This window comes from Paenibacillus sp. E222 (assembly GCF_013401555.1).
Lineage (GTDB): Bacteria > Bacillota > Bacilli > Paenibacillales > Paenibacillaceae > Paenibacillus.
Genome location: NZ_CP058552.1, coordinates 6,920,992 through 6,946,155, shown reverse-complemented (window position 1 = coordinate 6,946,155; position 25,164 = coordinate 6,920,992). Strand labels below are relative to the sequence as shown.

Annotated in this window: 25 protein-coding genes and 1 pseudogene; 11 read left to right on the top strand and 15 right to left on the bottom strand. The window is 47.4% G+C overall.

Going from position 1 to position 25,164, the window contains the following annotated elements; genetic code table 11:
- Positions 1–321 precede the first annotated feature (321 nt).
- Together HW560_RS31010 and HW560_RS31005 are read right to left on the bottom strand one after the other, a co-directional pair.
- On the bottom strand, positions 322–2,082 hold the full coding sequence (locus tag HW560_RS31010) for a sensor histidine kinase (protein WP_179265474.1): 1,761 nt from the start codon (positions 2,080–2,082) through the stop codon (positions 322–324).
- Positions 2,079–2,846, bottom strand: coding sequence for a response regulator transcription factor (locus HW560_RS31005; RefSeq protein ID WP_179265473.1), 768 nt, complete (start codon positions 2,844–2,846; stop codon positions 2,079–2,081). Before HW560_RS31005 ends, HW560_RS31010 begins: the two co-directional genes overlap by 4 nt.
- Positions 2,847–3,061: 215 nt before the next feature.
- On the opposite strand from HW560_RS31005, the gene HW560_RS31000 reads away from it, so the two are divergent.
- Both HW560_RS31000 and HW560_RS30995 read left to right on the top strand, forming a co-directional pair.
- The gene (locus HW560_RS31000; protein WP_257031542.1) at positions 3,062–4,222 is read left to right on the top strand and encodes a M23 family metallopeptidase; all 1,161 of its coding nucleotides are present in this window, start codon (positions 3,062–3,064) and stop codon (positions 4,220–4,222) included.
- Between the two features lie 100 nt (positions 4,223–4,322).
- Positions 4,323–4,826, top strand: coding sequence for a GNAT family N-acetyltransferase (locus tag HW560_RS30995; RefSeq protein ID WP_090894552.1), 504 nt, complete (start codon positions 4,323–4,325; stop codon positions 4,824–4,826).
- An 88-nt stretch (positions 4,827–4,914) separates the two neighbouring features.
- Here the strand turns inward: HW560_RS30995 and HW560_RS30990 are convergent, their stop codons facing one another.
- A complete protein-coding gene (locus HW560_RS30990; RefSeq protein ID WP_090894555.1) occupies positions 4,915–5,415 on the bottom strand; it encodes a DinB family protein in 501 nt (166 codons plus the stop codon).
- A 284-nt stretch (positions 5,416–5,699) separates the two neighbouring features.
- Between HW560_RS30990 and HW560_RS30985 the strand changes: the two genes are divergently transcribed.
- From HW560_RS30985 to HW560_RS30945, 9 genes are all read left to right on the top strand, one after another.
- Positions 5,700–6,113 (top strand): hypothetical protein, encoded by a 414-nt coding sequence (locus HW560_RS30985; RefSeq protein ID WP_090894557.1) that lies wholly within the window; start codon positions 5,700–5,702, stop codon positions 6,111–6,113.
- A gap of 2 nt (positions 6,114–6,115) precedes the next feature.
- Entirely contained in the window at positions 6,116–7,405 is a 1,290-nt protein-coding gene (locus HW560_RS30980; RefSeq protein ID WP_179265472.1) for an ammonium transporter, read from the top strand.
- Positions 7,406–7,560: 155 nt separating this feature from the next.
- Complete coding sequence (locus HW560_RS30975) at positions 7,561–8,505, top strand: DUF1963 domain-containing protein (RefSeq protein ID WP_090894561.1); 945 nt, start codon at positions 7,561–7,563, stop codon at positions 8,503–8,505.
- A gap of 174 nt (positions 8,506–8,679) precedes the next feature.
- Positions 8,680–9,147 (top strand): DinB family protein, encoded by a 468-nt coding sequence (locus HW560_RS30970; RefSeq protein WP_256221930.1) that lies wholly within the window; start codon positions 8,680–8,682, stop codon positions 9,145–9,147.
- A gap of 242 nt (positions 9,148–9,389) precedes the next feature.
- On the top strand, positions 9,390–10,211 hold the full coding sequence (locus HW560_RS30965; protein WP_090894565.1) for a DUF2785 domain-containing protein: 822 nt from the start codon (positions 9,390–9,392) through the stop codon (positions 10,209–10,211).
- A gap of 89 nt (positions 10,212–10,300) precedes the next feature.
- Positions 10,301–11,023, top strand: coding sequence for a response regulator transcription factor (locus tag HW560_RS30960; RefSeq protein WP_339850192.1), 723 nt, complete (start codon positions 10,301–10,303; stop codon positions 11,021–11,023).
- A 54-nt stretch (positions 11,024–11,077) separates the two neighbouring features.
- Positions 11,078–12,214: a sensor histidine kinase gene (locus tag HW560_RS30955; RefSeq protein WP_179265471.1), complete on the top strand. Its 1,137-nt coding sequence runs from the start codon at positions 11,078–11,080 to the stop codon at positions 12,212–12,214.
- 169 nt (positions 12,215–12,383) lie between these two features.
- On the top strand, positions 12,384–13,178 hold the full coding sequence (locus HW560_RS30950) for a HAMP domain-containing protein (protein ID WP_179265470.1): 795 nt from the start codon (positions 12,384–12,386) through the stop codon (positions 13,176–13,178).
- Entirely contained in the window at positions 13,172–15,034 is a 1,863-nt protein-coding gene (locus HW560_RS30945) for a transglycosylase domain-containing protein (RefSeq protein ID WP_179265469.1), read from the top strand. Before HW560_RS30950 ends, HW560_RS30945 begins: the two co-directional genes overlap by 7 nt.
- Before the next feature lie 210 nt (positions 15,035–15,244).
- Here HW560_RS30945 and HW560_RS30940 read toward each other — a convergent pair whose 3' ends face one another.
- The 12 genes and pseudogenes from HW560_RS30940 to HW560_RS30890 all read right to left on the bottom strand — a co-directional run bounded on the left by HW560_RS30940 (position 15,245) and on the right by HW560_RS30890 (position 25,056).
- Positions 15,245–15,694, bottom strand: a complete 450-nt coding sequence (locus HW560_RS30940) for a threonine/serine exporter family protein (protein WP_090894573.1) — start codon at positions 15,692–15,694, stop codon at positions 15,245–15,247.
- 19 nt (positions 15,695–15,713) lie between these two features.
- Positions 15,714–16,409, bottom strand: a complete 696-nt coding sequence (locus HW560_RS30935) for a threonine/serine exporter family protein (RefSeq protein ID WP_373565021.1) — start codon at positions 16,407–16,409, stop codon at positions 15,714–15,716.
- A 366-nt stretch (positions 16,410–16,775) separates the two neighbouring features.
- Positions 16,776–17,081 carry a hypothetical protein gene (locus HW560_RS30930; protein WP_179265467.1) on the bottom strand — a complete coding sequence of 102 codons (306 nt, stop codon included), beginning with the start codon at positions 17,079–17,081 and terminating at the stop codon, positions 16,776–16,778.
- 64 nt (positions 17,082–17,145) lie between these two features.
- Entirely contained in the window at positions 17,146–18,189 is a 1,044-nt protein-coding gene (locus tag HW560_RS30925; protein WP_179265466.1) for a S66 family peptidase, read from the bottom strand.
- 117 nt (positions 18,190–18,306) lie between these two features.
- On the bottom strand, positions 18,307–19,626 hold the full coding sequence (locus HW560_RS30920; protein ID WP_179265465.1) for a DUF4179 domain-containing protein: 1,320 nt from the start codon (positions 19,624–19,626) through the stop codon (positions 18,307–18,309).
- Positions 19,623–20,138 (bottom strand): RNA polymerase sigma factor, encoded by a 516-nt coding sequence (locus HW560_RS30915; protein ID WP_179265464.1) that lies wholly within the window; start codon positions 20,136–20,138, stop codon positions 19,623–19,625. Before HW560_RS30915 ends, HW560_RS30920 begins: the two co-directional genes overlap by 4 nt.
- A 233-nt stretch (positions 20,139–20,371) precedes the next feature.
- Complete coding sequence (locus HW560_RS33565; protein WP_256222192.1) at positions 20,372–20,779, bottom strand: NUDIX domain-containing protein; 408 nt, start codon at positions 20,777–20,779, stop codon at positions 20,372–20,374.
- A gap of 201 nt (positions 20,780–20,980) precedes the next feature.
- Positions 20,981–21,472: pseudogene (locus HW560_RS34165) on the bottom strand (GNAT family N-acetyltransferase); the annotation flags it as partial.
- Between the two features lie 229 nt (positions 21,473–21,701).
- Positions 21,702–22,112, bottom strand: coding sequence for a flagellar basal body rod protein FlgB (flgB, locus tag HW560_RS30905; RefSeq protein WP_090901961.1), 411 nt, complete (start codon positions 22,110–22,112; stop codon positions 21,702–21,704).
- Between the two features lie 180 nt (positions 22,113–22,292).
- Positions 22,293–23,108, bottom strand: a complete 816-nt coding sequence (gene speD / locus HW560_RS30900; protein WP_179265463.1) for an adenosylmethionine decarboxylase — start codon at positions 23,106–23,108, stop codon at positions 22,293–22,295.
- Between the two features lie 121 nt (positions 23,109–23,229).
- Positions 23,230–23,811 carry an SLOG family protein gene (locus tag HW560_RS30895; protein ID WP_179265462.1) on the bottom strand — a complete coding sequence of 194 codons (582 nt, stop codon included), beginning with the start codon at positions 23,809–23,811 and terminating at the stop codon, positions 23,230–23,232.
- A 111-nt stretch (positions 23,812–23,922) separates the two neighbouring features.
- The gene (locus tag HW560_RS30890) at positions 23,923–25,056 is read right to left on the bottom strand and encodes an RluA family pseudouridine synthase (RefSeq protein WP_179265461.1); all 1,134 of its coding nucleotides are present in this window, start codon (positions 25,054–25,056) and stop codon (positions 23,923–23,925) included.
- Positions 25,057–25,164 lie beyond the last annotated feature (108 nt).

Here is a 25,164-nt window from a genome sequence, read left to right as displayed (position 1 = left end):
GAATCCGTTATCGGGGATCAGGCGGTGAACTCTACTGACAGCTTTGTCCGGAATCCGGGAAGAAGACCGAAAAGCTGATGTTCGAGGTCACGGCTGCAGAGGGGTAATTCCGGTCCGTTCGCTGAAGAAGGTTTCACCAATCCCTTCTCTCTCTGGGCAGCACGCAAACGGAATCTTGTCTCTGGTCATCGCCAAATATGCAAAATCGATATCCATTAAATTGATCTTAATATCGTTCAAGTCCATATCAAAATGTTGGAACAGGTGTTATTGAGTGTCGATTATATAGATTGAAAATGAAAAGGTCAAGCGGAATGTTTTTTACCCCTGTTCTGATGGTCCATCCCATATTAATCGAATGACAGTACCCTCACCAGAAGTCGATTGTACTTCAATACGACCCTTCATCGCTTCAATTAAGCCTTTTGTTACGGCCATACCAAGGCCTGAGCCGACATCGGACGTGCCTGTATCCGTCCCTCGGTAATATCGTTCAAACAGCCTCCAGACCAGTTCCGGGTCCATTCCTTGTCCATCATCGGCAAAATGAACACTGAACTCACCCGCCTGCTTACCTGGATGCACACTAACGGTCAATGTGGACTCCGCTGGATTATGCAGAAGGGCATTAGCGGTCAGATTATCTACAATACGTTCAAACGAAGGAATATGCACATGGCCGTAAACCGGAACTTTCGCAGGGCGGAATACAATACGCCCCTCTCCATATACCGGGTTTCGTTCTGCACGCTGGACGAGATCATGCAGCAGCGTATTTACGTCAGTTTCTTCCACTTGTGGCTGGTATCCGCCGCTGCGCAATCGGTACGTCATGGCAAGGTCATTCACAAGTCGGTCCATATACATGGATTTGTCCAGCATAATGCTCGCAAATTCTCTCACTTCTTCCGGGGACCAGCTATATTTCTGTGCTTCAAGCATATGGGCGTATCCCTGGATGGAGGACAGCGGTGTCTTGAGATCATGCGTTATTCCGGCAATCCAATCCTCGCGCAGAGATTCGGTCTGTTTACGGAGCTCTTCGTCCTGTTTCAGTGTAGCGGATAATGCCTGCATGGAGCGAAGCACTTCGGCATAAACGTGGTACTTCCGCTTCCATTTGCCATTTCGTCGCTGGCTGCGAGGTACGCCGCCAATGCCTGTGGGCTCTTCATAATGTCCCTGTTCCAGGCGCTGGAGCCATTGGAGCATATGCAGCATGGGAGAACCGAAACGATTGGCGTACCATAGGGCCAGCAGGATAAGCAAAATGACAACGGAGAGGAGCAGCACGATGACCACTGGGGTCAAAATAAAGTTATAAGGATTTTCATCCCCTGTAGCAGTTGGATCGACTGGTATACTGAGCATCCAGGTCGTGCCATTCTGATCATCGTAAAAAGTTGCGATCGATATTCCATATCGATTGGGGTAACGAATACGCAAAGCCAGTTCCTGTATGTTGTAACTGCTAGGGACGTTCATGGCAGGTTTATTATAGGAAGCCAGCTCTTGACCATAAGCGTCCAAAATTTGCAGATAGGCACCTTTGGAACGAATGGCATCCTCTTGTTTGGGCTGCAGCATCAGCTCTCCATTGGTGTAATGACTGTCCACACGGGCTTGATCGAGTAAGGATTTGGCCTGATTGCGTTCGCCGTACAGCAAGGTGAACATCTCGCCGTTTTTCTCCCGAATCAGCATGACAATCTGGTACGGGAACGGCTTTTTCGCCTCCCAGTATGCGATCAATTCTCCAGGCTTGTATTGCTTCGGGACGTCATCAGGTGTATCAAAATCATCAATAACGTAGCCTTTTTCGTCCACAACCTGAAGCCATCCCTGATTTTTCTCGACCTGTTTCAGCAGCCTGGGATCATAACGGACCGTACCATCGGGCATGATTTCTGCGGTATTAATCAGTTGGTCAAGCCCACTTGTAGCGAAGTCATCCACCAGGCTTACTTCATTTACCTTTTGAACGACCCAATAGGTGGCTGCAGAACCCAACAGGATGATAAGGACTACTGCGCCAGCAAGCATACCGATAAATCGGGTCATTAACCTGCGACGAATACTCATGCGCGTGACACTTGGTTAGGCTGAATGAGTTTGTACCCCAATCCCCGGACGTTGACGAGAAACGCAGGGTTAGAGGGATCATCTTCAATCCGCTCACGAATCCGGTGAATATGAACCATAACGGTGTTGTCATCGCTGATCGCTTCCGAACCCCATACACGCTCATACAATTCCGATTTGGTGAAAATACGATTGGGATGCTTGCAGAAAAAGAGCAGCAGCTGATAGACAAGGGCCGGACAGGTTACGGGCTGCCCCTCAACCTGAAGCTCACCAGCTTGTTCAAACACTTGAAAACGGCCAAAATCATATACCCCTCCCTGCACAGCAGGAGATGACGAAGTTGCGTCAGAAGAGGGCGGAGTCGCCGATGTAGTTGTCGCTATTTTGGTAGGTAAATAACGTTTCAGCAGTGATTTGATCCGGGCGACCACTTCCAGTGGATTAAATGGTTTAACGACATAATCATCGCCGCCAACGGCGAATCCGGTTAACTTGTCATAATCCGTTGTTTTGGCGGTCAAAAAAAGAATCGGTGCATCGGTCACCTGCCGCAGAAAGGGGCAGATTTCCAGTCCGCTTTTGCCAGGCAGCATGATGTCCAGCACGATACAGTGATAGGTTTTATTTTCGCAGGCGGTAATCGCCTCTTCTCCAGTGGTAACGGTGTCAATGTCTACAAATTGTTCTTTGAGCAGGACGGTTTTGAGCATATGTAAAATGGCTTGTTCATCATCAACTAGCAGTATGGAGACGTGATCCATGTGTAATGACCTCCTAGGGCTTCCTGTTTGTTTATTGCTAATCATACCATCCGAGAGGGCTATGTAGTGTGTGAGCTATCTTAACGGAATCTTAATTATGAAGCTATAGAAGACGCCACAGTTTAACTACATGTAAGGATGGGTTAGACGAAGGATAAGATTCATTCTATACACTTAACTGGAAAGTATAACGAACACCAGAAAGGATGTTGAGCATGAGATGGAGAATGAACAGGCAGCATGAGGGAAGCGAAATAGAGGAGCAGCGTTCAAATTGCGGGGAAAATATGCTGGAATCCGAATATGCGGCACCTGAGAAATTACAGCGTAGAAAGAGCTGGAGGATGATTGCCATTACCCTTGGCGCTTGCGTGATGTTGTCTGCATGCGGTAACAGTAACTCGATTACATCCGAGCAGGCGGAGCAGCAGTCCAAGGGACAGACGACAAATACCAACGAAGCGAGTGAGAATACCCGTCAGGAAGAGAATTCAGGTACAGAGGTGAGCGCCATCATTACACCAGACAATTTCATCGATACGTTAATGAACGGTTCCAAGGATGCCATTTACAGTCAGATGAGTCCCGAGTTGAAGGACGCACTAACGCTTGAACAGTTTAAAACGTCTGCGGATCAATTCCTTGAGAGTGTAACTTCCTTTGATCTAGTGGTGGATGCCAAAGTGAACGATATAACCGAGTTCGCCTGGAAGGATCAAACGGGAACCAAAGGCATTCAAGCCTATTTTACCGAAGCCAATCAGATTGAAGGGCTGTTAATCCAACCACTGGAGTCACATGAGGATACGGACCAAAAGCTCACCAAAACCGAATTTCAGTTCCCTATGAAGGGTGAATGGTATGTGTTCTGGGGAGGCAATGATGTGATGTCGAACTATCATTACGAGCATGAAACACAGCGTTATGCGCTAGATATCATTCGGACCAAAGATGCTTTCAGTTACAACGGAGATCCGAAGGTGAACGAAAACTACTACGCTTTTGGTGAGCCGCTCTATGCAGCTGCGGACGGAACTGTAGTTGATATCAAGAATGATATTCCAGACAACATACCAGGTGTTATGAACCCGGAACAACCTGCGGGTAACAATGTGGTCATTGACCATGGAAACGGAGAATACAGCATCACCGCGCATATCAAGGAAGGCAGTGTAGCGGTCAAAAAAGGGGATAAAGTCAAGCGGGGAGACCTCATTGGAGAGCTGGGTAACTCAGGTAATTCCAGTGAAGCTCATTTGCATTTTCAGGTATCGGACGGCTCGGATCTATTCACTTCCCGTTCTGTTAACATTCGTTGGGCAGATCAGAGCCAGCAGATGACTCGGGGTAATACAATTCAAGGATTGCCTGAGTAAGTGTGGAGTTGACCCGAATGTTGGGGGATGACGTCGACTTCCTTCCTCCGTTATAATACCGTCATAAGATAGAATCGATCTGGATGATGGAGGAGTAGACATGAAGCTGGATAGTGTGCAGATTGAGTATGCGCGTCGTGAGGACTTGCCAAGGATTGTGGAGATCTATAATTCTACGATTGAAAGCCGAATGGTGACGGCGGATTTGGAGCCGGTGACCGTGGAGCAACGTATTCCGTGGTTTGAGGAGCACTCATCCGATCACCGCCCACTTTGGGTTATGAGACATGAGGGACAGGTTGTTGCCTGGGCCAGCCTGAGTTCGTTTTATGGACGCCCTGCGTACAATGGGACGGTGGAAGTCAGTGTGTATGTGGATCAGCAGTGCCGAGGAATTGGGGCTGGCGGACGTTTGCTGCATACGATTTTTGATGCTTGTCCTGCGCTTGGAATCAAGACGATTCTGGGTTTTGTGTTTGGACATAATGAACCGAGTCTGGGGTTATTGCGCAAACATGGCTTTGAACAGTGGGGATATTACCCTGAAGTGGCTGTACTGGATGGCGTCAACCGGGATTTGGCGATTTTGGGCAAAAAAATATAAGCATGTTTCAAAATAAATGAAAACCTCCAGATCCACAATGCGTGGATTGGAGGTTATTTTTGCTTACATAGAGTAAATAGGGGATGACTTAGGTGTGCGACACGCCAAGCCTTTGTTTAATATCCTGAATCTGTGCCAGATGACGCTCTTCATGATAGCTTGCAAAATCGACCCATTGAGCCAGATCCATCTCACCGAAAACCGGGTGAAGAAAGGATTTGCTCCGCAGCAGTTCAGACTCATGATCTTGTGCAACGTGCATCAATGCCTGGTGCGAGTCTTCCAGGTCGTGGCGTACATTCGCCATCGTCTCTGGTTCCGCAGGAGGCTGGAGGTGAGATGGAGCACTAACAGAGTGGCTGCGATCCAGTGTAAGCTCATATGGCTTTTTGTCCACAGCAACGGTCTGTTCCTTCTCTAGCGCGGTGCGGGCTTGCTTCACAATGATGCTTTCCATCAAATTCAGGTGACGGAGAACTTGCATAATACTCCAGTGGTCAGGTTTTGGGTGGAGGTTCAATTGTTCTTCATTGAGTCCAGAGACTGCTTCCCAGATTTGGCTCCGAATGTCGTCATTACGAGTGAACATCGCGCGATCCTCTCCTTTATATGAGTTCTATGATGTCAGCTTGTGTAAGCACAGTGCCTAAAATGTGGATGCTTGATATACATCATAGAGGATCTGAAAGGTGAATGCGAAGATATGTTTTAAATACTTTGTTAGTTGAAGTTATGTATATGAGATTGACGCTGTTTTTTTTATAAACGGGTCATATCAAATTATGTCATCGCCAAAAAAGGATTGACGCTAAGTAGTGCTGCACTCTATAATCGATAACAAGTAACTTGATATGTAAGGAGTCCTGACATGGTATGTTAGTAATTGACGAGGTGTATCACCATACAGCATTGCAAATATCATCGTCCGATTTATTGTACCTTATCCAACAGCTCAAGGTCAAAAAAGAAAATGAGATCGAAACGCTCAAACATAAAATTGAACAATTCGAACAAAAAAAACGTGCGGAAGAAGTGGCTTATCAATCCTTGTCGACTGTACGCAAATGGTTCGCAGGCCGCCCCGCCTCCCATCACCAGGCGGTGGAATATATGGTTCAGGTGAAGGAACGTTTTCGCAAAATGGAACAAATCCGGCGGCGGATACGTGAACTGGACCGCATTGCTGAACGAATCAAGCATCCGGATAGCATCGAACGGGACGAGATCGAGCTTGCGCCCGAAACGATCCGTGAGATTAGACAGCTTAGGGAAACGGAGGATGTATAAGCATGACATTGGAGACGTTAAGCTCCGGAATGGATACGGTCTGGGTCGTACTGAGTGCAGCCATGATTTTGTTGATGGAGGGCGGATTCGCCCTGCTGGAGGCTGGCTTTGTACGTTATAAAAATAGTGTAAATATTATTATGAAGGTTTTCGCTGATATTACCATTGGAACGTTGCTTTTCTATGCCATCGGGTTTGGCTTGATGTATGGCTCTGATGCTGGAGGTTTTGTAGGCATAACCGGATTTTTTCTCCATGGGGATTTGTCTCACCTGGACGTACCCGTATCATTGGAAACATTCTGGTTGTTCCAGGCCGCGTTTACCATTGCCGTCATTTCCATCGTATCAGGCGCTGTGGCAGAGCGGATTAACTTTCGTGCCTATCTGCTGTACATCATATTGATGACGGCCATTATTTATCCGATTGGCGGACACTGGGCATGGGGCGGCGGTTGGCTCAGCAAGCTGGGGATGCAGGATTTTGCCGGTTCCGCAGTCATTCACGCGTTGGGCGGGTTCTCCGCACTGGCCGCAGCGATTATTATTGGGCCGCGTAAAGGCAAATACACGTCGCTTGGCGTGAGTGCCATTGCGCTTCCGAGCAATCTGCCGCTGGCATCTGTAGGCGCATTTCTGCTGTGGTTCGGCTGGTTTGGCTTCAATGCAGGAAGTACGCTCAGTGCAACTGATGTAAGGATCGGTCACATTGCCATCGTTACGATGTTATCTGCTGCTTCGGGCGGTGCGGTTACACTGCTCTACACCTTGTTCCGGTTTAATCGTTCAGACGCACCATCGGTCATTAATGGCTCGCTTGCCGGTCTGGTTGGTATTACGGCGGGGTGTGCTTATGTCGGTGATGTAGCTGCGATATTCATCGGGGCGGTATCCGGATTGCTCATGATGGCTGCAACGAATTGGCTGGACCGCAGGCAGATTGATGATCCGGTGGGGGCGTTCCCAGTTCATGCTGTATCCGGGATGTGGGGTACCATTGCCGTGGGTTTGTTTGCAACCGATGGTGGCTTGTTCATGGGAGGTGGCTGGAGGCTGCTGGGTGTTCAGGCGCTCGGCCTCACGGCTTTGGTTGTCTGGGGGTTTGTCATGACCTGGATGGGTTTGAAATTGATTGGTAAAATGGTTCCTGTCCGTTCCACGGAAGAAGAGGAAGATTTGGGTCTGGATATTAGTTATCATGGTGTAATGGCTGCACACCAGTCACATGAATTTCTGGATGGCGAGGAGCATATTCGTGCTTTCCAGGATGATTCACCGAATCGGAATCGTTAAGAATGAGCCAAATGGATAATAAGGAAGCAGACTGACACCGGATGTCAGTCTCTTTTTTTGCAAGAAGCAGGGAAAGAAGAGTCAGCGGAAGAATATACAGGTGTGAACCTGAATATGTCTCACCATAGATGTAGTGTCAGAAGGGGAGGATCTGTATGATTAAACCTGAACAATGTGAAAGACTGACCAGAAAAGCCCGGAAAACTCTTGAGGAGTATGGATTGGGTAATGCTGCCGATCTGCTGTTATCTTCAAGTCGTTGGGGAATTCGCCTTGATGTATCGACAATCGATGAGTATCGCAGAACAGGAAATTCACGTGTAGGTGGAAATCCGGATCTGCCGAGCAACATGAAATGGCCTTTGACACAGGACGGGGTGCCCATGACGTTCCTTGCCCAGTTGAATCTCGTGGATTTGACGCCATATACGCCTAATGATGGGCGCGGGAGTTTGCCCGAACGGGGCATGTTATACTTCTTCATTGGTGTGGATGAACCTGCTTATCATATTGAGCATCGTGTGATTTATGAGCCGGATGCTCATAACCTGATAAGGCGAGAGCCTGATGGCGAAACCGCGCTGGGTAAGGATGATTTTGTAGCACATTCGGTAACAGTGCTGCCTAATCTCGAGTTTCCTACATATGCATACATTGATTCTCTGGCTCTGAATACAATCGCCGCCCCGCTATCTGGTGGAACGGTAGCTGTCGAAGGGGAGGAAGGTCTATATGACCGATACCTGGAATTTGAGTCCAGCTGGAATCATCCGAGTACGCAGAACTGGGGTGGCATGTTTGGATATCCTGACGGTCAGCATCCGGATGCAGAACACCAGGCGCTGTTACAGATCGTACTTGGTGAAGAGTATGCTTATGACGAGCAGGCGTGTGAGAGGAAGCTGACTGAACATTATGGCGGGGATGAGAAACGGACACAACAAGAGCTTGCGGATACCTTGCTTCTATTAAAAATTGATACGCATGACGCTATCGGTTTTCAATGGTGGGATTGTGGGGAACTGCAATTTTTCATTCGCAAGGCTGACTTGCTCGCGGGACGGTTCGATCAAACGTATTGTTCGTTATATTCAAGTTGAGTTCGTGTTTGTTATCATTAGAGCAACAAAATGTCCCAAATTCCGTCTATATGAGGGAGGAGGGACTTTTTTTGTTCGTCATTGTTGGTTTTCGAGCAAAGCTGGTTTATATATAAAGGGGGAATTTATAGTTGATTAGCGATCATATGTTCTATATAATGGGATAAAAAGGGAGTGTTACAGTTGATTCAGTCTGCATTTAAACATATTGATGTGGCAGTGACATCATTAATCCATTTATGTGACCAACTGTCGGAGCAGGACTTGGCTTTGACTCCGATTGAAGGCAAACGGCCGGTTGGAGAATTGCTTTCTCATCTATCCGTCATTTGTCGTGCAGATGTACATATTTCGGAGGGAGCTTCCGAAGAAGAAATGGCTTTGTTTTACGAGGAAAATCAGCCGAATTCACTGAGTGAGATTAGGGAAGCGTTGATTGCGAATCAGATGTACCTCTACCATCGATACAGACAGTTTAATACGGAGGAATTATTACAGGTGACTGACTCCTATTGGGGCGCGTCGTACAGTCGTCTGGAATGGCTGCTTGAGATCATGGGACATGTGTATCACCACAGGGGTCAACTGCATACGATGCTGACACTGACTGGTATTGAGCCCAAAGTAGCGTTATTTGAATAGATAGACCCAGGTCCATAATGCGAGGTTCTGCCTGAATATAGAGCTAGATTTAATAGAATACATAGAGCATGTTATCGGCAATAAGCAGCGGTTAAGCAAGGATTAGATCGACGATCCTATACGTTAATAATAGGGATTGCCGGATCAGCTACAAGTAAAGAAAACCAACGTCTCCAAATGCAACATTGTCAGTAGAAACTAAAATAGTAAGTTCGGAAAATCTTCTAGTAGGGACGTGTAAAATGAGTTTAAAAGAAAAGTTGATATTAATAAAAGAGAATGGCTACCAAGCGTCTCCCGATACATTCCAGTTGATACAAGAAATGATGGTTAACATCGGTTCTTTGGATGCCCAACTACGTGATGACCTAATTTATACAACCTTATCAAATTGGATTCCTGATAATACTTTAACAGTAAACGAACTAGAACAACTTCTAACCGTTGTTTTGGATAATAAGCATTTGCTTTTTAGGATTGGTGAAACCAATACAGACGCAGTCTTTACTCGATCGTTCTCTATGCTGGTTATCCCGCTCCTCCTCATGAGGCATAGAGAATCACCATATCTCTCAAGAGAGCATATTCATCAGATAAAAGAGAACGTTTTTTACAATGTACATAAAGAGCGAGATTATCGCGGGTATGACGAAGAAAAAGGTTGGGCGCATGCCATAGCGCATGCAGCAGATGCTTTAGACGAATTGGCCCAATGTTCCGAGCTGGATAAAAATGACCTCTTAACCATCCTCGATTTGGTTTACGAAAAGATGACCATCACTGATCGAGTTTACTCCGATGGGGAAGATGAAAGAATGGTAAAATCCATAATTAGTGTTTTAAATAGAAAAATACTTAGTCAGAATTATGTAGAGCAATGGATTCAACGTTTTGGTGATGTGGAGAAAAATCCAGAATTCCTTCCTGCCTTTAGGCAAAAAAATAATAAAAAGAACTTTTTGAAAAGTTTATACTTTCGAATCAAATTTCACAAAGTGGATGCTGATCTCTGCCCAACAATCGAGCATACTTTATATAAAATAGAAAAAGTATATTATTCCTGAAAAACAACGTTTTCTCTTCTTTCAAAGGCGATGATTTTTCGCAGATTCATCTCCTAATGGTATACTTTGATCAACAAATGATTCATGGAATGGAAAGGAATAATGCCGTGGCACAGCCAGCAACCATTCTGCTTGTGGATGATGAGCAGGATATTATTAAACTGATGGAGATTTATTTTGGCAATGAAGGATACCGGGTTCTGACAGCCAGTGATGGGATCGAGGCGCTTGAGCAATTGAAGAAAGAGCCAATTGATCTGATCATTCTGGATGTCATGATGCCGAATATGGACGGAATTGAAGCATGTATGAAAATTCGGGAAGAGCAGAAAATGCCGATCATTATGCTGTCCGCCAAAAGCATGGATATGGATAAAATCACAGGGCTGAGCATTGGTGCTGATGATTATGTGACCAAGCCGTTTAACCCGCTTGAACTTGTGGCACGGGCAAAGTCGCAGCTTCGCAGGTACCATACCTTCAATGAAGGCCGGGAGAACAAGGAACATGAGTGGGTGATTGACGATCTGGTCATTAACACCGATACGCATGAGGTCTGGCTGGATGAGCAGCCTGTTCGCTTGACTCCTCGTGAATTTGCCGTTCTGGAGCTGCTGGCGCGCCATCAAGGCTCTGTGCTGAGTATGGAGCAGATTTACAGGCAGGTCTGGAAAGAAGAGTTTATGGAGTCCAACAACACCGTCATGGTGCATATCCGCAAGATTCGTGAGAAAATCGAACTCGACAGCAAACATCCCAAGTTCATACAGACGGTATGGGGTGTTGGCTATAAGATGATCAAACCACAATAAGCACGTGCGTCTATAAGGTTTTTTGGATAAAGGGCGTAAGCAGGGAGTTCCGAGATGAATTCAAAATTAATTAACACAGTCCGGTGGAAATTTATCTACGCATTTCTGCTGAGTGGCATTTTGACGGCGGCTATCTTGTATGGGGGCAGCAAAGTTGCACACTCCATTCTGGCGGCTCAGACCTATCCTGATTATTCGATCCCTGCAAGGGGCATCAGGTGGCTGGTGAACAATATTGGGTCGGTGCCATTAATGATTATGGTTGCCATACTTGGCTTTGTGCTGTTCTTTTTCCTGTTCACGCGTAGGGTGATGCTGGTTCTGGACGAGATTACGGCGGGAATTCAGGAAGTTGCCAAAGGAGAGCTGTCTCATCGAATCGAGGTGAAGACATCGGATGAGTTTGGCGTTGTGGCTGCCAGTATTAATCAGATGGCTGAACAATTGCAACTGTCATTGCAGGAGGAGCGTAGTGCAGTTGCTGCCAAAAATGACTTGATCACGGGTATTTCTCATGATTTGAGGACTCCGCTAACCTCCATTCTCGGATTTTTGGAGTACATAGAGAAGGATCGGTACCAGGATGAAATTGAGATGCGCTATTACGTGAGCATAGCATACGAGAAATCATTGACATTAAGGAAGCTGATCGACGATTTGTTCGAATATACCCGTGTCAGTGGTGGGAGCCTGCCTTTGTCATTGACTTCCTTGAACCTGAATCCGTTTCTGATGCAGCTTGCGGAAGAATTCGCTCCGATGCTGGAAGAAGCGGGCATGACATATAAGATCATTGGTGGACATGAGCCTTTATGGATTCAGGCTGCTCCTGGCGAGCTTGTTCGTGCGTATGAGAACCTGTTCAGTAACGCGATCCGTTATGGAGCACAGGGGAAAGTGATGGAGATCGCGTTGTCACTTGAAGGTGAAGAAGCTGTGGTGCGCATCAGCAATTATGGTGAACCGATTCCGGCGCAGGATTTGCCGCATTTATTCGATCGATTTTACCGGGTGGACAAGTCCCGCTCGCGTGATACGGGCGGCACCGGACTGGGGCTGGCTATTGCCAAATCCATGATTGAATTACATCACGGGAGTATCGCTGCATATAGCGAGCAGGGCCGAACCGATTTTGTTACCCGTTTTCCGGTGACTGCTCCTCCGATGAACAGAGATACAGAGGAACGGTAACCTGGCAGAATTCTCTTCTAATTGTAAGAGAGCTTGCTTGATTCAACATGTAGGCATAATGCTGAATTAAGAAAATGATAAGAAGTTACCCACTTCCTCATTAAGAAATATTCTGTATTCTTAACCTCAATCGTACACATGAATCGCAAAATTGAGGAGGATACCGAATATGAGATTATTATTACGTACAGTCAGACTAAGATACATATATATCTGTGGAGCAAGCGCGTTACTTAGCGCAGCGCTCCTATTTGTCGTTTATCACATGTTACGTTTTGCCCACCATCATATCCTGTCAGAGACAACTGGTTTAACTCGAGTTATGTACTGGGTGATAAACCATATCGGTACAACGCCCTTCGTTATATTCATCGGGGGTGGTCTATTTGCTTTGTTTTTTTGGATTCGATCCCAGAAGATTGCAGATGACCTCAAGGTGATTGGTCGTGGAACTCATGAACTGGCCAATGGCCGAATTCCAGCACAGATAGAAGTGTTGAACGGAGGAGAGCTGCGTCAGATTGCAGCCGATCTGAATGACGTTGTGGTACGTATACAAGCGGAGCACATAAACAGTTCAGACCGGGAGTGGGTAAATAGAGAACCGAGTGGGGAAAACTGGTCCAGTCCTAGTGAGTATATGTATGGCGATGAAAGTAGCCGGGAACAAATGGTGTTAGAGAATGAGAGAAACCATAAGCAACGTAATCAAGAAGAGTGGGTTGGATCACAATCTGGTCGTATAAATGCCGATTTGCCGATTAAACTGACTCTCTACGGTGTTCGTTCTTCACTTGACACGATCATGGAAGGACGCTGCCGGGATGAATCGGAGATTCTGCACTGGGTCAAACTGGCGTATAAACAGACGTTAAGTCTGGAGCTTGCCCTGGATTCTATGGAAATGAAGCCACAGGAACATTCAGGCTCCAATCCACATGCATTTAGGAAACCTGAATGTTGAGATTCAGCATAAGGCGCGGAATTTATCACATATTTGATGCCTCTGTAGTAATCGTTATTTTGCTAGCGGTTGGCTATATCTATCTAGTTACTTACGGCGAAGGTGTGCTTCGCAATCATCCTGAGGCTATTTCAGTGGCCTCTTCCACCATCATTACCAATGCAGCTGGAACAGAAATTTCGAGATTACAAGTGCAAACCAAGGGATATATGGAGTATGCCGATTTGAAGGATATGCCGGATCTATTAAAGCAGGCGTTTCTGGCTACGGAAGATCGACGTTTCTATAACCACGATGGACTGGATTTTATCGGAATTGGCAGGGCGGTTGTGCAGGATGTTTTACATATGAACCTGAGTCAGGGAGGCAGCTCGATTACACAGCAACTAGCCAGAAATCTCTACTTGAACGGGGATAAAACGCTGGTCCGCAAGGTGAATGAAATGTCGATTGCCATGGCGATGGAAAAGAGATTTAGCAAGGATGAGCTATTGGAGCTGTATTTGAATCATATTTATATGGGACGCCAGCAATATGGGGTTAAAGCCGCGGCATGGCGATACTTCGGGATCAAGGATTTACATCAACTGGAGATCTGGCAAATGGCTACGCTGGCCGGAATTCCGAAGGGACCTTCCATATACAATCCGGTGGATCGGGAAGACCTGTCCAAAGAGAGGCGTTCTGTGGTTCTTGGCCTCATGCATGAGCAAGGAATCATCACCAAGAAACAGATGAATGAGGCGCGAAGTGTGGACTATACACCGCCTAATTTAACATCTGAATCGACTCCAGCCTCAACAGTGCCTGCCTACGTGTCTGCCTTGGATGCGGTAATCGAGGAGGCTTCCCGTCTGACAGGCAAGAGTGGAGCAGAGATTCAATCCGCAGGCTGGACCATTCGTACGGGATTGGATGATCAGGCGCAGCTGGCGATGGAGCAAGCATTCCGTGAATCTTCTCGATTCACCGATGATCGTGAGGATGAGCAAGTGCAGGCGAGCATGGTCATACTGGATCAGCATAACGGTGAAGTCAAAGCGATGATGGGCGGGCGAGACCCTGTAAAAGGAGGCATTAACCGGGCAACCACGGATGCAAGACAACCCGGTTCTGCATTTAAGCCCATTATTGTATATGGACCTGCATTGGAATCTGGTCGGTTTAAGCCAGAGAGTATACTACCTGATCAACGCATGAAATATGGGAGTTATCAACCAAGCAATTTGGGCGGGCGTTACAGAGGTACAGTTACGATGTCGCAAGCGATTGAACATTCCATCAATGCTCCAGCCGTATGGCTGCTGCATGAGACAGGGCTGGGACGGGCACATCAATTTGCAGGTCGATTGGGCATTGAACTGGGCAGGGAGGATCTCAATCTGTCGATCGCTTTGGGTGGTTTGCATGAAGGGGTGTCTCCACTGAAAATGTCTCAGGCATATTCCGTGTTTGCCAATAACGGCAAGTTCAATACGGCACATCTGATTCGTGAAATTACGGATTCACGCGGCCGGACAATCTATGCTTTTAAGCCAGAGAACAAACAGGTGATCTCCAACAGTACGGCGACGACCATGACCGGCATGCTCCAAGATGTGGTCAGTCAAGGTACCGGAAGTAGGGCACAACTGAGTCAGCATAAGGTAGCGGGGAAGACAGGAACAACGCAAGCTGCAATACCTGGTGTAAGCAAGGAGGCGAACAGGGATCTGTGGTTTGTAGGATATACCAGCAAGTGGACGGCTGCAGTCTGGATGGGATTTGATCGTACGGATGCAGAGCATTATATGAGATCCGGAAGTGGTGCCGCGGCGGATTTATTTGCGTCGGTGATGAAGCGTGCATTGCCATAGAAGAGAATGGTTTACCGTAATCCATTACTCAGGGATTTTTCAACATGGATCGCACAGTTATCGAACAAATGGATACAATGATGAAAACAAAACACCTCATATTAGATGATCACGGATCAATATTGTCTGGAAATATGGAAGACCCGTGAAGGACAGTATTTTACCCTGTCTCTAACGGGTCTTTATCGTTGTAATGATATTCATCTGCTGTTAGGGTTTTGCTCGCAAAGATTCAGGTATACGACGAATCATCTGGTTCAACACCTCGGACAATACAAGTCCGATCGCGATGGCACCGGATAACATGAGCGCTTTGGCAGCCATCTCCATGGCAGCACCGTAGTCATTTTGCACAAAATTACGCATCGCATTATAGGCCAGTCCACCGGGGACGAGCGGAATGATACCTGCCACGCTGAAGATAATGACGGGTGCGCGAAACATGCGGGAGAACAGCTGGCTTATGACACCAACCGCGATGGTCGCTGCCAAGGTAGCAGGAACAGCATCCGCGGCATATTCGAGCACAATATAGATGATCCAGCCGATCATGCCGACAAATCCACCGTGAAGCAGCATGCGCCGAGGAGCGTTAAAAATAATGCCAAAAGCGGCCGAGGCGACAAAGCTGGTCAGGGCTTGTTCAATAAAATGAAGCATAACCTGCAACTCCTCCGTCTTACGTAAAAAGTGAAAAAACAACAGCAATGCCTGTACCAATCGCAAAAGCCGTCAGAAACGCCTCGGCTCCCTTGGATAACCCGGACACGAGATGCCCGGCCATCAGGTCACGCACAGCATTAGTAATCAGCAGTCCCGGTACCAGGGGCATGACTGAGCCAATAATGATTTTGTCCCGTTCATGACCCGCGCCCATATAGACAAGCAAAAAGGCGAGCAGACCAATCACAAATGAAGCTGTCAGCTCGGCAAAAAACTTTACGAGTACCAGTCGATGGAAGGCAATGACCGCTGCATAGCCAATACCACCGCAGAGTACAGCAGGGAGAAAGTCGACCCAGCCTCCACCAAACATAATGGTAAAGCACCCACTGGATAACGCCGCCGCCGTAAGCCGTATAACCGCAGAATAGGAGGAGGGCTGTCCCTCAATTTGTTGTAACAATGCATAGGCATCCTCAACGGACAATTCCCCTTGTCCAATACGCCGGGAAACGGCATTCACTTCGGACACCTTGTGCAAATCCGTGGTTCGTTCAGAAATCCGTATCAGCTTGGCAGGCTCGGTTGCATCAACCGAGAAGAAGATGCCTGTGGGCACAACATAACTGTGCGAATGGGGAAGGCCCAGCGCGGCAGCCATGCGTTTCATCGTATCTTCCACACGATAGGTTTCACCGCCGCTTTGCAGCATGATTTTGCCTGCCAGTAGACAGATTGCAATCACGCGGGATTGTTCAGTATGATTTGTCCCAACCAGCTCCGTCTCAGACTGAGGCGCGGGTGGAGGATCATGAGGGATATATTCCAACCGGATCAAGCTCCGTTCATATGAGATAAGGCTTGGTGCCGACACCATTGTATCATATTTCACACGTTAACAAGGAAACATACCGCACGAACCACAGGTAGTCATCCAGGCTATAGAGACTATTGCTTACATTGACACCAAATTGATAACCCATTAACGCTTAAAACCCAAAAAAGGCTTCGCTCCCGCGGCCTGATGGTCAAAGGGAGGGAAGCTTCTTGGGCTAGGATCGATCGATACCAAAAACAACTACATCAACAGCGTAATGACTAACAGCTCATACAGCACGAGTGGCAGAATGGTTGGTCCAAACAAGGCACGTGGCTCGGGATATCCATGCATCGGCGTAACCTGGAGATACAAAATTCCCCGATCCGCGCTGATAATGACGCCTTCCCATACCTGACCATCGATATTCTGGACTTGCACCTTCTTGCCGACATGCTGCCGGGCTGTATGATGAAGCATATTCCGCACACTTTGCACGGATTGGAGCATTGGTTGATTGGCTTGGTATACGACCCGTGAGGATGGTGTGGATGTGGATTCAGACATGATGCACAACCCTTCCTCAAAATCATTTCTTACTTCAAGGTATGCATCTGCCTACAAAAGGTGATCACACAAATGCCATCTCAAGTCTTCCGCGCCCATTCTCATAAGCCACGCTGCCCAGTGCGCCATTCACAAAAGTTAATTGTGGCGGGATGTGGCCAAGATCCACGTCATACAAAACGGGTACATCCATATCTCCGAGAGCCGAAGACAGGGCATCGGTGAAATTGAAATCTCCTGTATCGGAATAACCAGCAGGTCGGCCAAACATGAAGCCTTTAACGCCAGCAAACCAGCCAGCCTGTCTCATCTGCCACAGATGACGGTAGATATCACCCGCATTCATCTCACAGCTTTCCAGATACCAGATCGTTCCTTCTTCTGCACAATACTGATCAAGATACGCTTCAACTGGTGCGTAAGGCGTGCCAATCAGACAGGTGATTGTATCCATGCAGCCGCCGATCAACCGACCTGAGAATGTAACCTGCGAGTCTGCTCCTTCGGGCTGCCCCAGCTGTTTCCAGTGAGAAGGAGTATCCAGATTGAACCTCGACAACTCCGGTTTCCATTCCGATTGATAGTGAGTGGAGGAAGATTGGGTAACCTGCCCTCCCTGGCCAGTCTGTAATACATCAATCCAGCGGGCGGTCACCGGATCGAGTTCATTGGATCTAAGGTCCACGTAGTTCGTACCGTGTGCCGAAGCTGTTCCGGTGATCAGGGTGTATGCGAATAAAAAGGTGCTGATATCCGAATATCCCATAACCCATTTGGGCGGCAAGGTTTTCAAAGTTTCCCAATCGAGCAGGGGCAGAATATCCATAAGGAACTCTCCACCCCACGGAGGGATAATAGCCTGAATCTCAGGGTCACGGAAAAATGCATTCATCTCGGCAGCGCGATCTTCCTTGGATGAACTTACACATTTGGCGTTATGCCGTAGAAATGGGCTTTCCTGAACACCAAAACCAAGTCGCTCCATGTTGTGCCTGCTCTCTTCAAGGTAATGATGCAAGGATTCACTTACACCGCTGGATGGCGCAGCCACACCAATGGTATTTCCCGGAGCGAGGGGTTGCGGGTAACGGATCGAACGCTTATTCATTGTGGAAACACCCTTTCTTGTGAACATATCGATTTAACGAAGATGTTTGATATTTTCATTTCATTATAGTACATGACTACTTCATGTGGCTTGTGATTATGGCTACTGACATTTCCTTTAGGGAGTCACCGGAATTTCAATGGAGAACGGTGCACGAATTTGATCAGGGTAAGAGTCTATTTCCATTGTCAGATTTCCTTTAGCTGCGGCTCCATTTTTAATGACAACCCTTGCTTCAAAGACGGAAGGGCTCCAGCCTACTTCATTAATTTCGAAAGGGTTCCCTTTATTGTCCTTGATATTGGTAAATGATAGCCCTGAAGTAGCATTTTGAGCGTTTGCGATTGAAAACTCGAGGATGAGATTTTTGCCCTGGGCCGTGCTTTTCAGGAATTTCAAACTCGATGGACCACCTTGTATTTCACCTGAAGATGGATCGATGCTGATAACCAGTTCATCCTTATCCACTGCTGAAAGGCCAGACCCTTGCAGCGTCAGCTTTTTCGGAGCGGAGAAGTACATGCTTTCGAAAAAGACAGAGCTTCCAGAGCCTGAGATGGAGGAGGAATCCGTTCGCCATGCTCGGCCTTGCTCATCTACCAACTGCAGATCACGAATTCCGAAGATTTTTTTGGTATTGTTCCGATCATATTCGATATCAAGAACAAGGCGAGTGGGATACAGAACGGCCTGTTTTACTTGAATACGCTGCCCGTCCACGGTCATTGTTTGGTTTACGGGAATGATTTTTTTCATGCCTTTCGTTAAGCTGCGATCCACTGGGAAGGTGACCTTCCACTTATTATTCGGTTCTTTACCTTGTTCCTTAAATACAACGGTCAGCTCTTGTGGTGGTAAAGACTCTGCGAATGAGACATCGATTTTATCCTCATAAATGCCACTTTCTGAAGCCGGCGTAGGAGAGAAGTAGCTAAACGCAACAGGCAGCTTTTTTCCATCCCTATCAAGCAAATCGATATCATATCGACCTTTCTCTAGATCTTTCATGCCTTTCATCGTGTAAAAAATGACCATACGTGACTCGTCTGTGATAATGCCTTCAACGGTCAAGGAAGCACCATCATGCTCATCGGTCACACCAACCTTCTGCAAGAGGGACTGATCGATGGCCATCATTAATCCTTTGTCCTGGCGAATCATGCTCACAATGCCTTCCATGCCGGGCAATTGCTCCACAAAGGACGCAAAGGCGGGGGAGATGCGGATACATCCCGTAAACACGAGGATGATCGCGGCTGCAGATATGGAGCTCATAACCCAGCGCAGCCGTGACTTGCGCTTGCGCGCAGCCTGACGGATTCCGGCCTGTACAGCCTGATATGCTTCGGCATCCGGTACAGATATGGCGTCGTATTCCCTTTTACGATCATTCAGACGCTGCTCAAGGGCTTCAAATGGCTTTATTTCATCGTTCATGATGTTATATCTCCTTTCGTTTCAAGTTGGTCCCGGAGCTGCCTAAGTGCCCGGTGCAATCGGGATTTTACGGTTCCGGTCGGGATTTTGAGAATATCAGCGACTTCTGTTAAGGAGAAACCTTCGAAATAGCTTAGAATAATAATTAGTTTGCAATCCGGATCCAGCGCAGAGACAGCTGCGGCCAGATCAGGGTCTGCGGTCTGGTCCCAGCTGCTAGGTTCATGAATTTCGGTAACGTGGCTGAACCGGCTCTTGCGTTTGCGTTCGTCCACACAGTAGTTCAGCAGAATGCGGATCAGCCAAGTGGCGAAATAGGAGGGTTCTTTTAATTTCTTGAGCTTTCGATAAGCTCTGTAGGTGCATTCCTGTATCGCTTCCAGCGCATCCTCCTCGCTGTGCAGATAGGCATAGGCGATCCGGTACAGTCGGCTCTGATGCATCTCCATTAAGGCTGCAAAAGCCTCGGCATCCCCTTTCTGTGCGGCGATGGTCAGTTGAGCAGGGGTCACATGGCTCCTCCTTTCATGGATGTTGTTGCGTATTAGACCGTGGAAAGGGCCAAACGGTTCTTGATTTTGGAAAAAAAGTTATGTATTCACGTACTGAGACTACCACCAAGAAGGAAATTGCGCAGAAACTGAAAACAACCGCCAAGCTCCCCCTTATGTTAGAGAGAGGAGTTCGGCGGCTGTTATTCATCATATGACTTGTCTGACCGTAATGAGATTCGTTTCTCCCGATTTCAATCTTCAGAATAAAGATGGAGTTTCTTCGCAGCTTCCAGACCAGGCACCGCGAAACTAGCGAGCGGCGATGGCAGATCATCCAACGGGAACCAACCGATCTCACCAATCGCTCCGCCTTCTTCGAGGTTACGAGCAATACCGCCAATAACTCGAGTTGAGTAGAGGACGGAAATCCAATGCTCCTGTTGTTCAGGTCGGATCGTCTCTGCGGTGCAGAGCAGCTTGTCGATGGCAATATCCAGATCGACTTCTTCCTTGATCTCTCGAATGACCGTCGTTTCAACGGATTCGTATGGGTCAACTTTGCCCCCAGGGATACTCCAGGTGTACTGTTCAGGCTGACGATTCCGCCAAACCAAAAGGACTTCATTACGTTCGTTGAGGATGACTGCTCCCACACCAATCCGAGGTTGGACAGGAGAGTTCTCTGTACCTTTGGTGTTAAGTAAGGACAACGCAGATCCTTCGGCAGCGACCAATCGTGAGTCTGAGTGATCTTCGTTCTGTTTAGCTCCTTGGGCATGAGTGGACTGAAACGCGAGCGGAAGTTTGGTCTGCGTTGACCATTCTTCTGCAAGAATACTCATCGAGATCAGATCATAATGCGTGCCATCCCGTAGAACGGCAGAACGCTGGCGGCCTTCCTCCCGAAATCCGGCTTTCAGATAGGCGCGTCGGGCAGTCTCATTGTATTCAATTACTTCCAGCGCAATCCGATTCAGATTCAATTCATGGAATCCATAACGAATAATCAGGGCGAGAGCATCACTGCCGTATCCTTTACCCCGATCTTTATCATCACCAATACCAATGGCCAGGCGTGCAGAGCGGTTATTCCATTCAATTCGGTAGAGAGCCGTGAATCCGATGAACCGATTATCCTCGAGAGTACGCAGCGCAAATTCAAAACCGTTGTCTCTGCGAACTGCGGATGACCCCGTCTCATCCGGCGTTAGCGGGACAGCAATATCGGTATCCAGATTACGCAAGTAATCATAACTGTCAGTGAAGCGGGAGAGCCGCATGCAGTCTTCTGGGCAAGGAGCGGCTAGCCGGATTTTGGAGCCTTGAAAAGCATTTAAATGACGTGGAGCCATGTTGCACCTCTTTTATTGGATATGAAATCATACATTTTATCTCATTATACTACGAAACAGAGAGGATACCGAAAAAGGGCAGAAGCAGGGGAGCATACCCTCCTGATTAGGAAAAGAAAAGCGACGCTAAATGCGGTTAATATAGATCCATATAATTCAATATAGATCATCTGGATATTTCCGAATGTAGCCAAAACAAAAAGCAGCCAAAGGGCTGCTCTACCATTCATTATTTCATATTCTGCAACAGGTTTTTCATTTTCTTGTAGTGCCCACTGACCCGATCAACCATGTAGTTATACATAAGCTGATTCTCCGAAAGGTTCGCCATTTCCTTGTCAATATCAACGTTATTGTTGTTATTATTCATGGAAGTTTCGTTGTTCTCGACAATCCGGTAGTTTACGATGGAGTCATTGGGATTACTGACCGGAAAGTGTTTCTCATGCGTCCGCTTCATGGCGAGCTGATCTGTTTTGCCATTCTCAATGATACGTCTGAGCTCTTCCTCAAACTCCACCGATTTCTTTTTGTAATTGGGTGTGTCTGCATTGGCAATATTTTCAGTGGTGACCTTGTGCTGCGCGTTCAGCGCTTGTAACAGGGATTCATTGCGTCTGGAAGTGTTCGTTTCAATCAACGGCTCAGTCTCCTTCAATGGAAATGCAATTGCTTTCATCATAAAAAAATGAGCTGCTGCCTGTCAAGTCAGGCAAAAGAAAAGGATAAGCGCATGCCGGAGGTTTCCATTAGGAAATCCTGCTTCATGACATCTTATCCTTGTCCCAGCCCGTATGAATCAGTCCTCACGAATCAGCTATTAAGAAGGACGATTGATGTTTTTGCCATAATAAATCTCATCCATCTCCAGCTTCAACCACTCCGTAATTTCCTGTTGCTCGACCTTGCTCAGTTTATCTTTGGTATAACCAAACAGATAGTTATCGAGATCGAATTCTTTCAGTTTGCACTTGGTGTGGAAAATGTTCTCCTGATAGACGTTCACGTCAATCATGTCGAAGCTGCTCTTGATCTCATCCGGAATGTAATTCTGGATCGAACCGATCTCATGATCAATGAACAGCTTGCGTCCACTCGTATCCCGTGTAAAACCACGTACCCGGTAGTCCATCGTCATGATATCCGTATCGAACGAGTGGATCAGATAGTTCAGTGCCTTTAGCGGCGAGATTTCACCACAGGTAGAGACGTCAATATCTGCCCGGAACGTACTGATGCCTTCGCTCGGGTGGAATTCGGGGTACGTATGAACGGTAATATGGCTTTTGTCGAGCTGCATGACGACATTATCGGGCAGGGGGCCGGGAGATTCATCGAAGGATTCCTCAGGGATCTCCACAATGGGGCCTTCCGACACAAGCATCGTCACACTTGCACCCTGGGGGACATAGTCCTGTTGGGCGATATTCAGCACATGGGCACCGATAATGTCAGACACGTTGTTCAGGATTTTGCTCAGCCGGGCAGCATTATATTGTTCATCAATATATTCAATGTAAGCTTCGCGTTCATCTTTGGTTTTCGTATAACAGATATCGTACATATTGAAACTCAGCGACTTGGTCAGGTTGTTGAATCCATGCAGTTGAATGCGCTGCTCTGGCGTTAATGTCATGGTTGCAGTTCCCCTTTGTCCCATACGACATGGTAATCGCAGTTTTACTACTACTTATACCCAACCTGCCGCCAAAAAAAACATATGTACGTCATTCTTTGCTGCTCCAGTCGTGTACAGATTAGAATGAAGGATCTTCGTAATCCCCGACATCGTTCATCCGTTCATCTTCGGCGACCGATTGAATATCCTCCGAGGTAATGCTGATGATGGTGTAAGCTTCATTCTGCTGTTTTTTGACCGCTTTTTCCTTTATAAAACGGGGACTGCCATCCCCGGCATCTTCATCATACACGAGCAGAAGACCGTCGCTTTTACGCAGCAGCAAATCATCCCGCGCAGTGAACTGCCACGGCCCGATATACGGCTGATGACTAATCGCACCATAATAGTCCACACCTTGCAGAATGGAGCGATAATACTCCTGTTTGTCTTCCTTCCATTGTTCCTCAGGATTCTGAAAAGCGGTAATGATCGACAGCTTCAGATCCGGGAACGTCTTCTTCAGCTCAAGCACCACTTCACAGGCCCACAGGTCTACACCGTATTGGCCTGGTGTCAGCACCCATTCCAGCCCGTCTTCGACCAGTGGTGTAAGACGGGAGGCGATCGCCTTTTTGATGAAAGGAATTCCCTCATGCTTCTGTCCAAAAATCTGTAGTTCATGTGCACGATAACCGGTAATAAGCAAGTTTTTCAACATCGCTTCCTCCTTTCAGACGTGGTCAGGCCATCGGCCAGTTCCGGCACCGCGGCTTGTCCAGTATCGGCTGAAATCGTTGAGTCAGCGATGCCTGTTCTTTGAATCATCCCGTTAGTTCGCTGATGGAGCATCCGTGCGGAATGGATAGAGGAACTGTTTTGGAATATCGGTCTCAAATCTCATCAGCTCACCCGACGTTGGGTGGATGAACGAGAGTACCCGTGCATGCAGCCCCAGACGACCCAGTGTTTTGGTGTGAGCACCGTATTTTTTGTCGCCTGCGATGGGATGGCCCAGATCTTCCATATGCACACGAATCTGGTTTTTGCGTCCCGTTTCCAGACGGACTTCCAGCAGGGAGAATTCACGGTTCGATTGTAGACGTTTGTAGTGAGTAATGGCATGTTGTCCATCATTCGGGCGAGAACTGGAATACATTTTGAGCGTCTTGGTTTCTTTCAACCATGAGGAAATGGTGCCCTCTTCTTTTGCAACGGCGCCTTCCACAAGGGCAACATACACACGTTCCTGTACATTTTCTTTCCAGTTGTCCTGCAGCTTCTGCTGCACTTCTTCGCTCTTGGCGAACATCATGACACCTGACGTGTCGCGGTCCAGACGATGGACAATAAATATCCGGTTCAGCGCGTTGGTACGGCGAACATGCTCGGTCAACTGGCGATAAGCTGTAAGATCATCACTTTTGTCAGCGGCAATGGACAACAGTCCGGCTTCCTTGCGAATGACAATGATATCATCGTCTTCATGCAGAATGTTAATCCCCGTCAGCGAAGGAGCGGCAACAGCACCTTCTTTGCTAATCGTTACGATCTGCCCCGGCGTAAGCTCCAGATTAAACTTGGTCACCACTTTCTGATCAACGGATACCTGTCCGCGACCCAGAATGGATTTGACCGCATTACGGCCGGACTTCAAATGTTTCAGCAGGAAGCTGAGCAGCTCATCAGGTTCAGTAACCTTGTACGGACGTGGTGGTTCTTGCTTGCGATAATAGGAATTGCCCGAGCGTTTGGCTGCTTTGGGTTTGGGTGCTCCGGCTTTCTTGGGAGCCGCCGAGGTTTTGGCAGCTGCTGGCTTTTTCGCCGCTCCTGTATTGCGTGATGCGGATGGTCCTGATGATTTGGCGGAAGTAAAAGTGGACCGACCCGACCGCGCTGTGGACGAACCTGCGGATGTTTTCCCTTTGGCAGATGTATTGCCTGTTGGGCGTTTACGTTTATTCATAAATAGTAATCTCCTTCTGAACAGCCTGTACCGCTTGTGTGCATACGATCCGTTCATTTCGTTATGCAGTTCAATATACCATTAACCGGGGGCAAATAAAAATAGGTG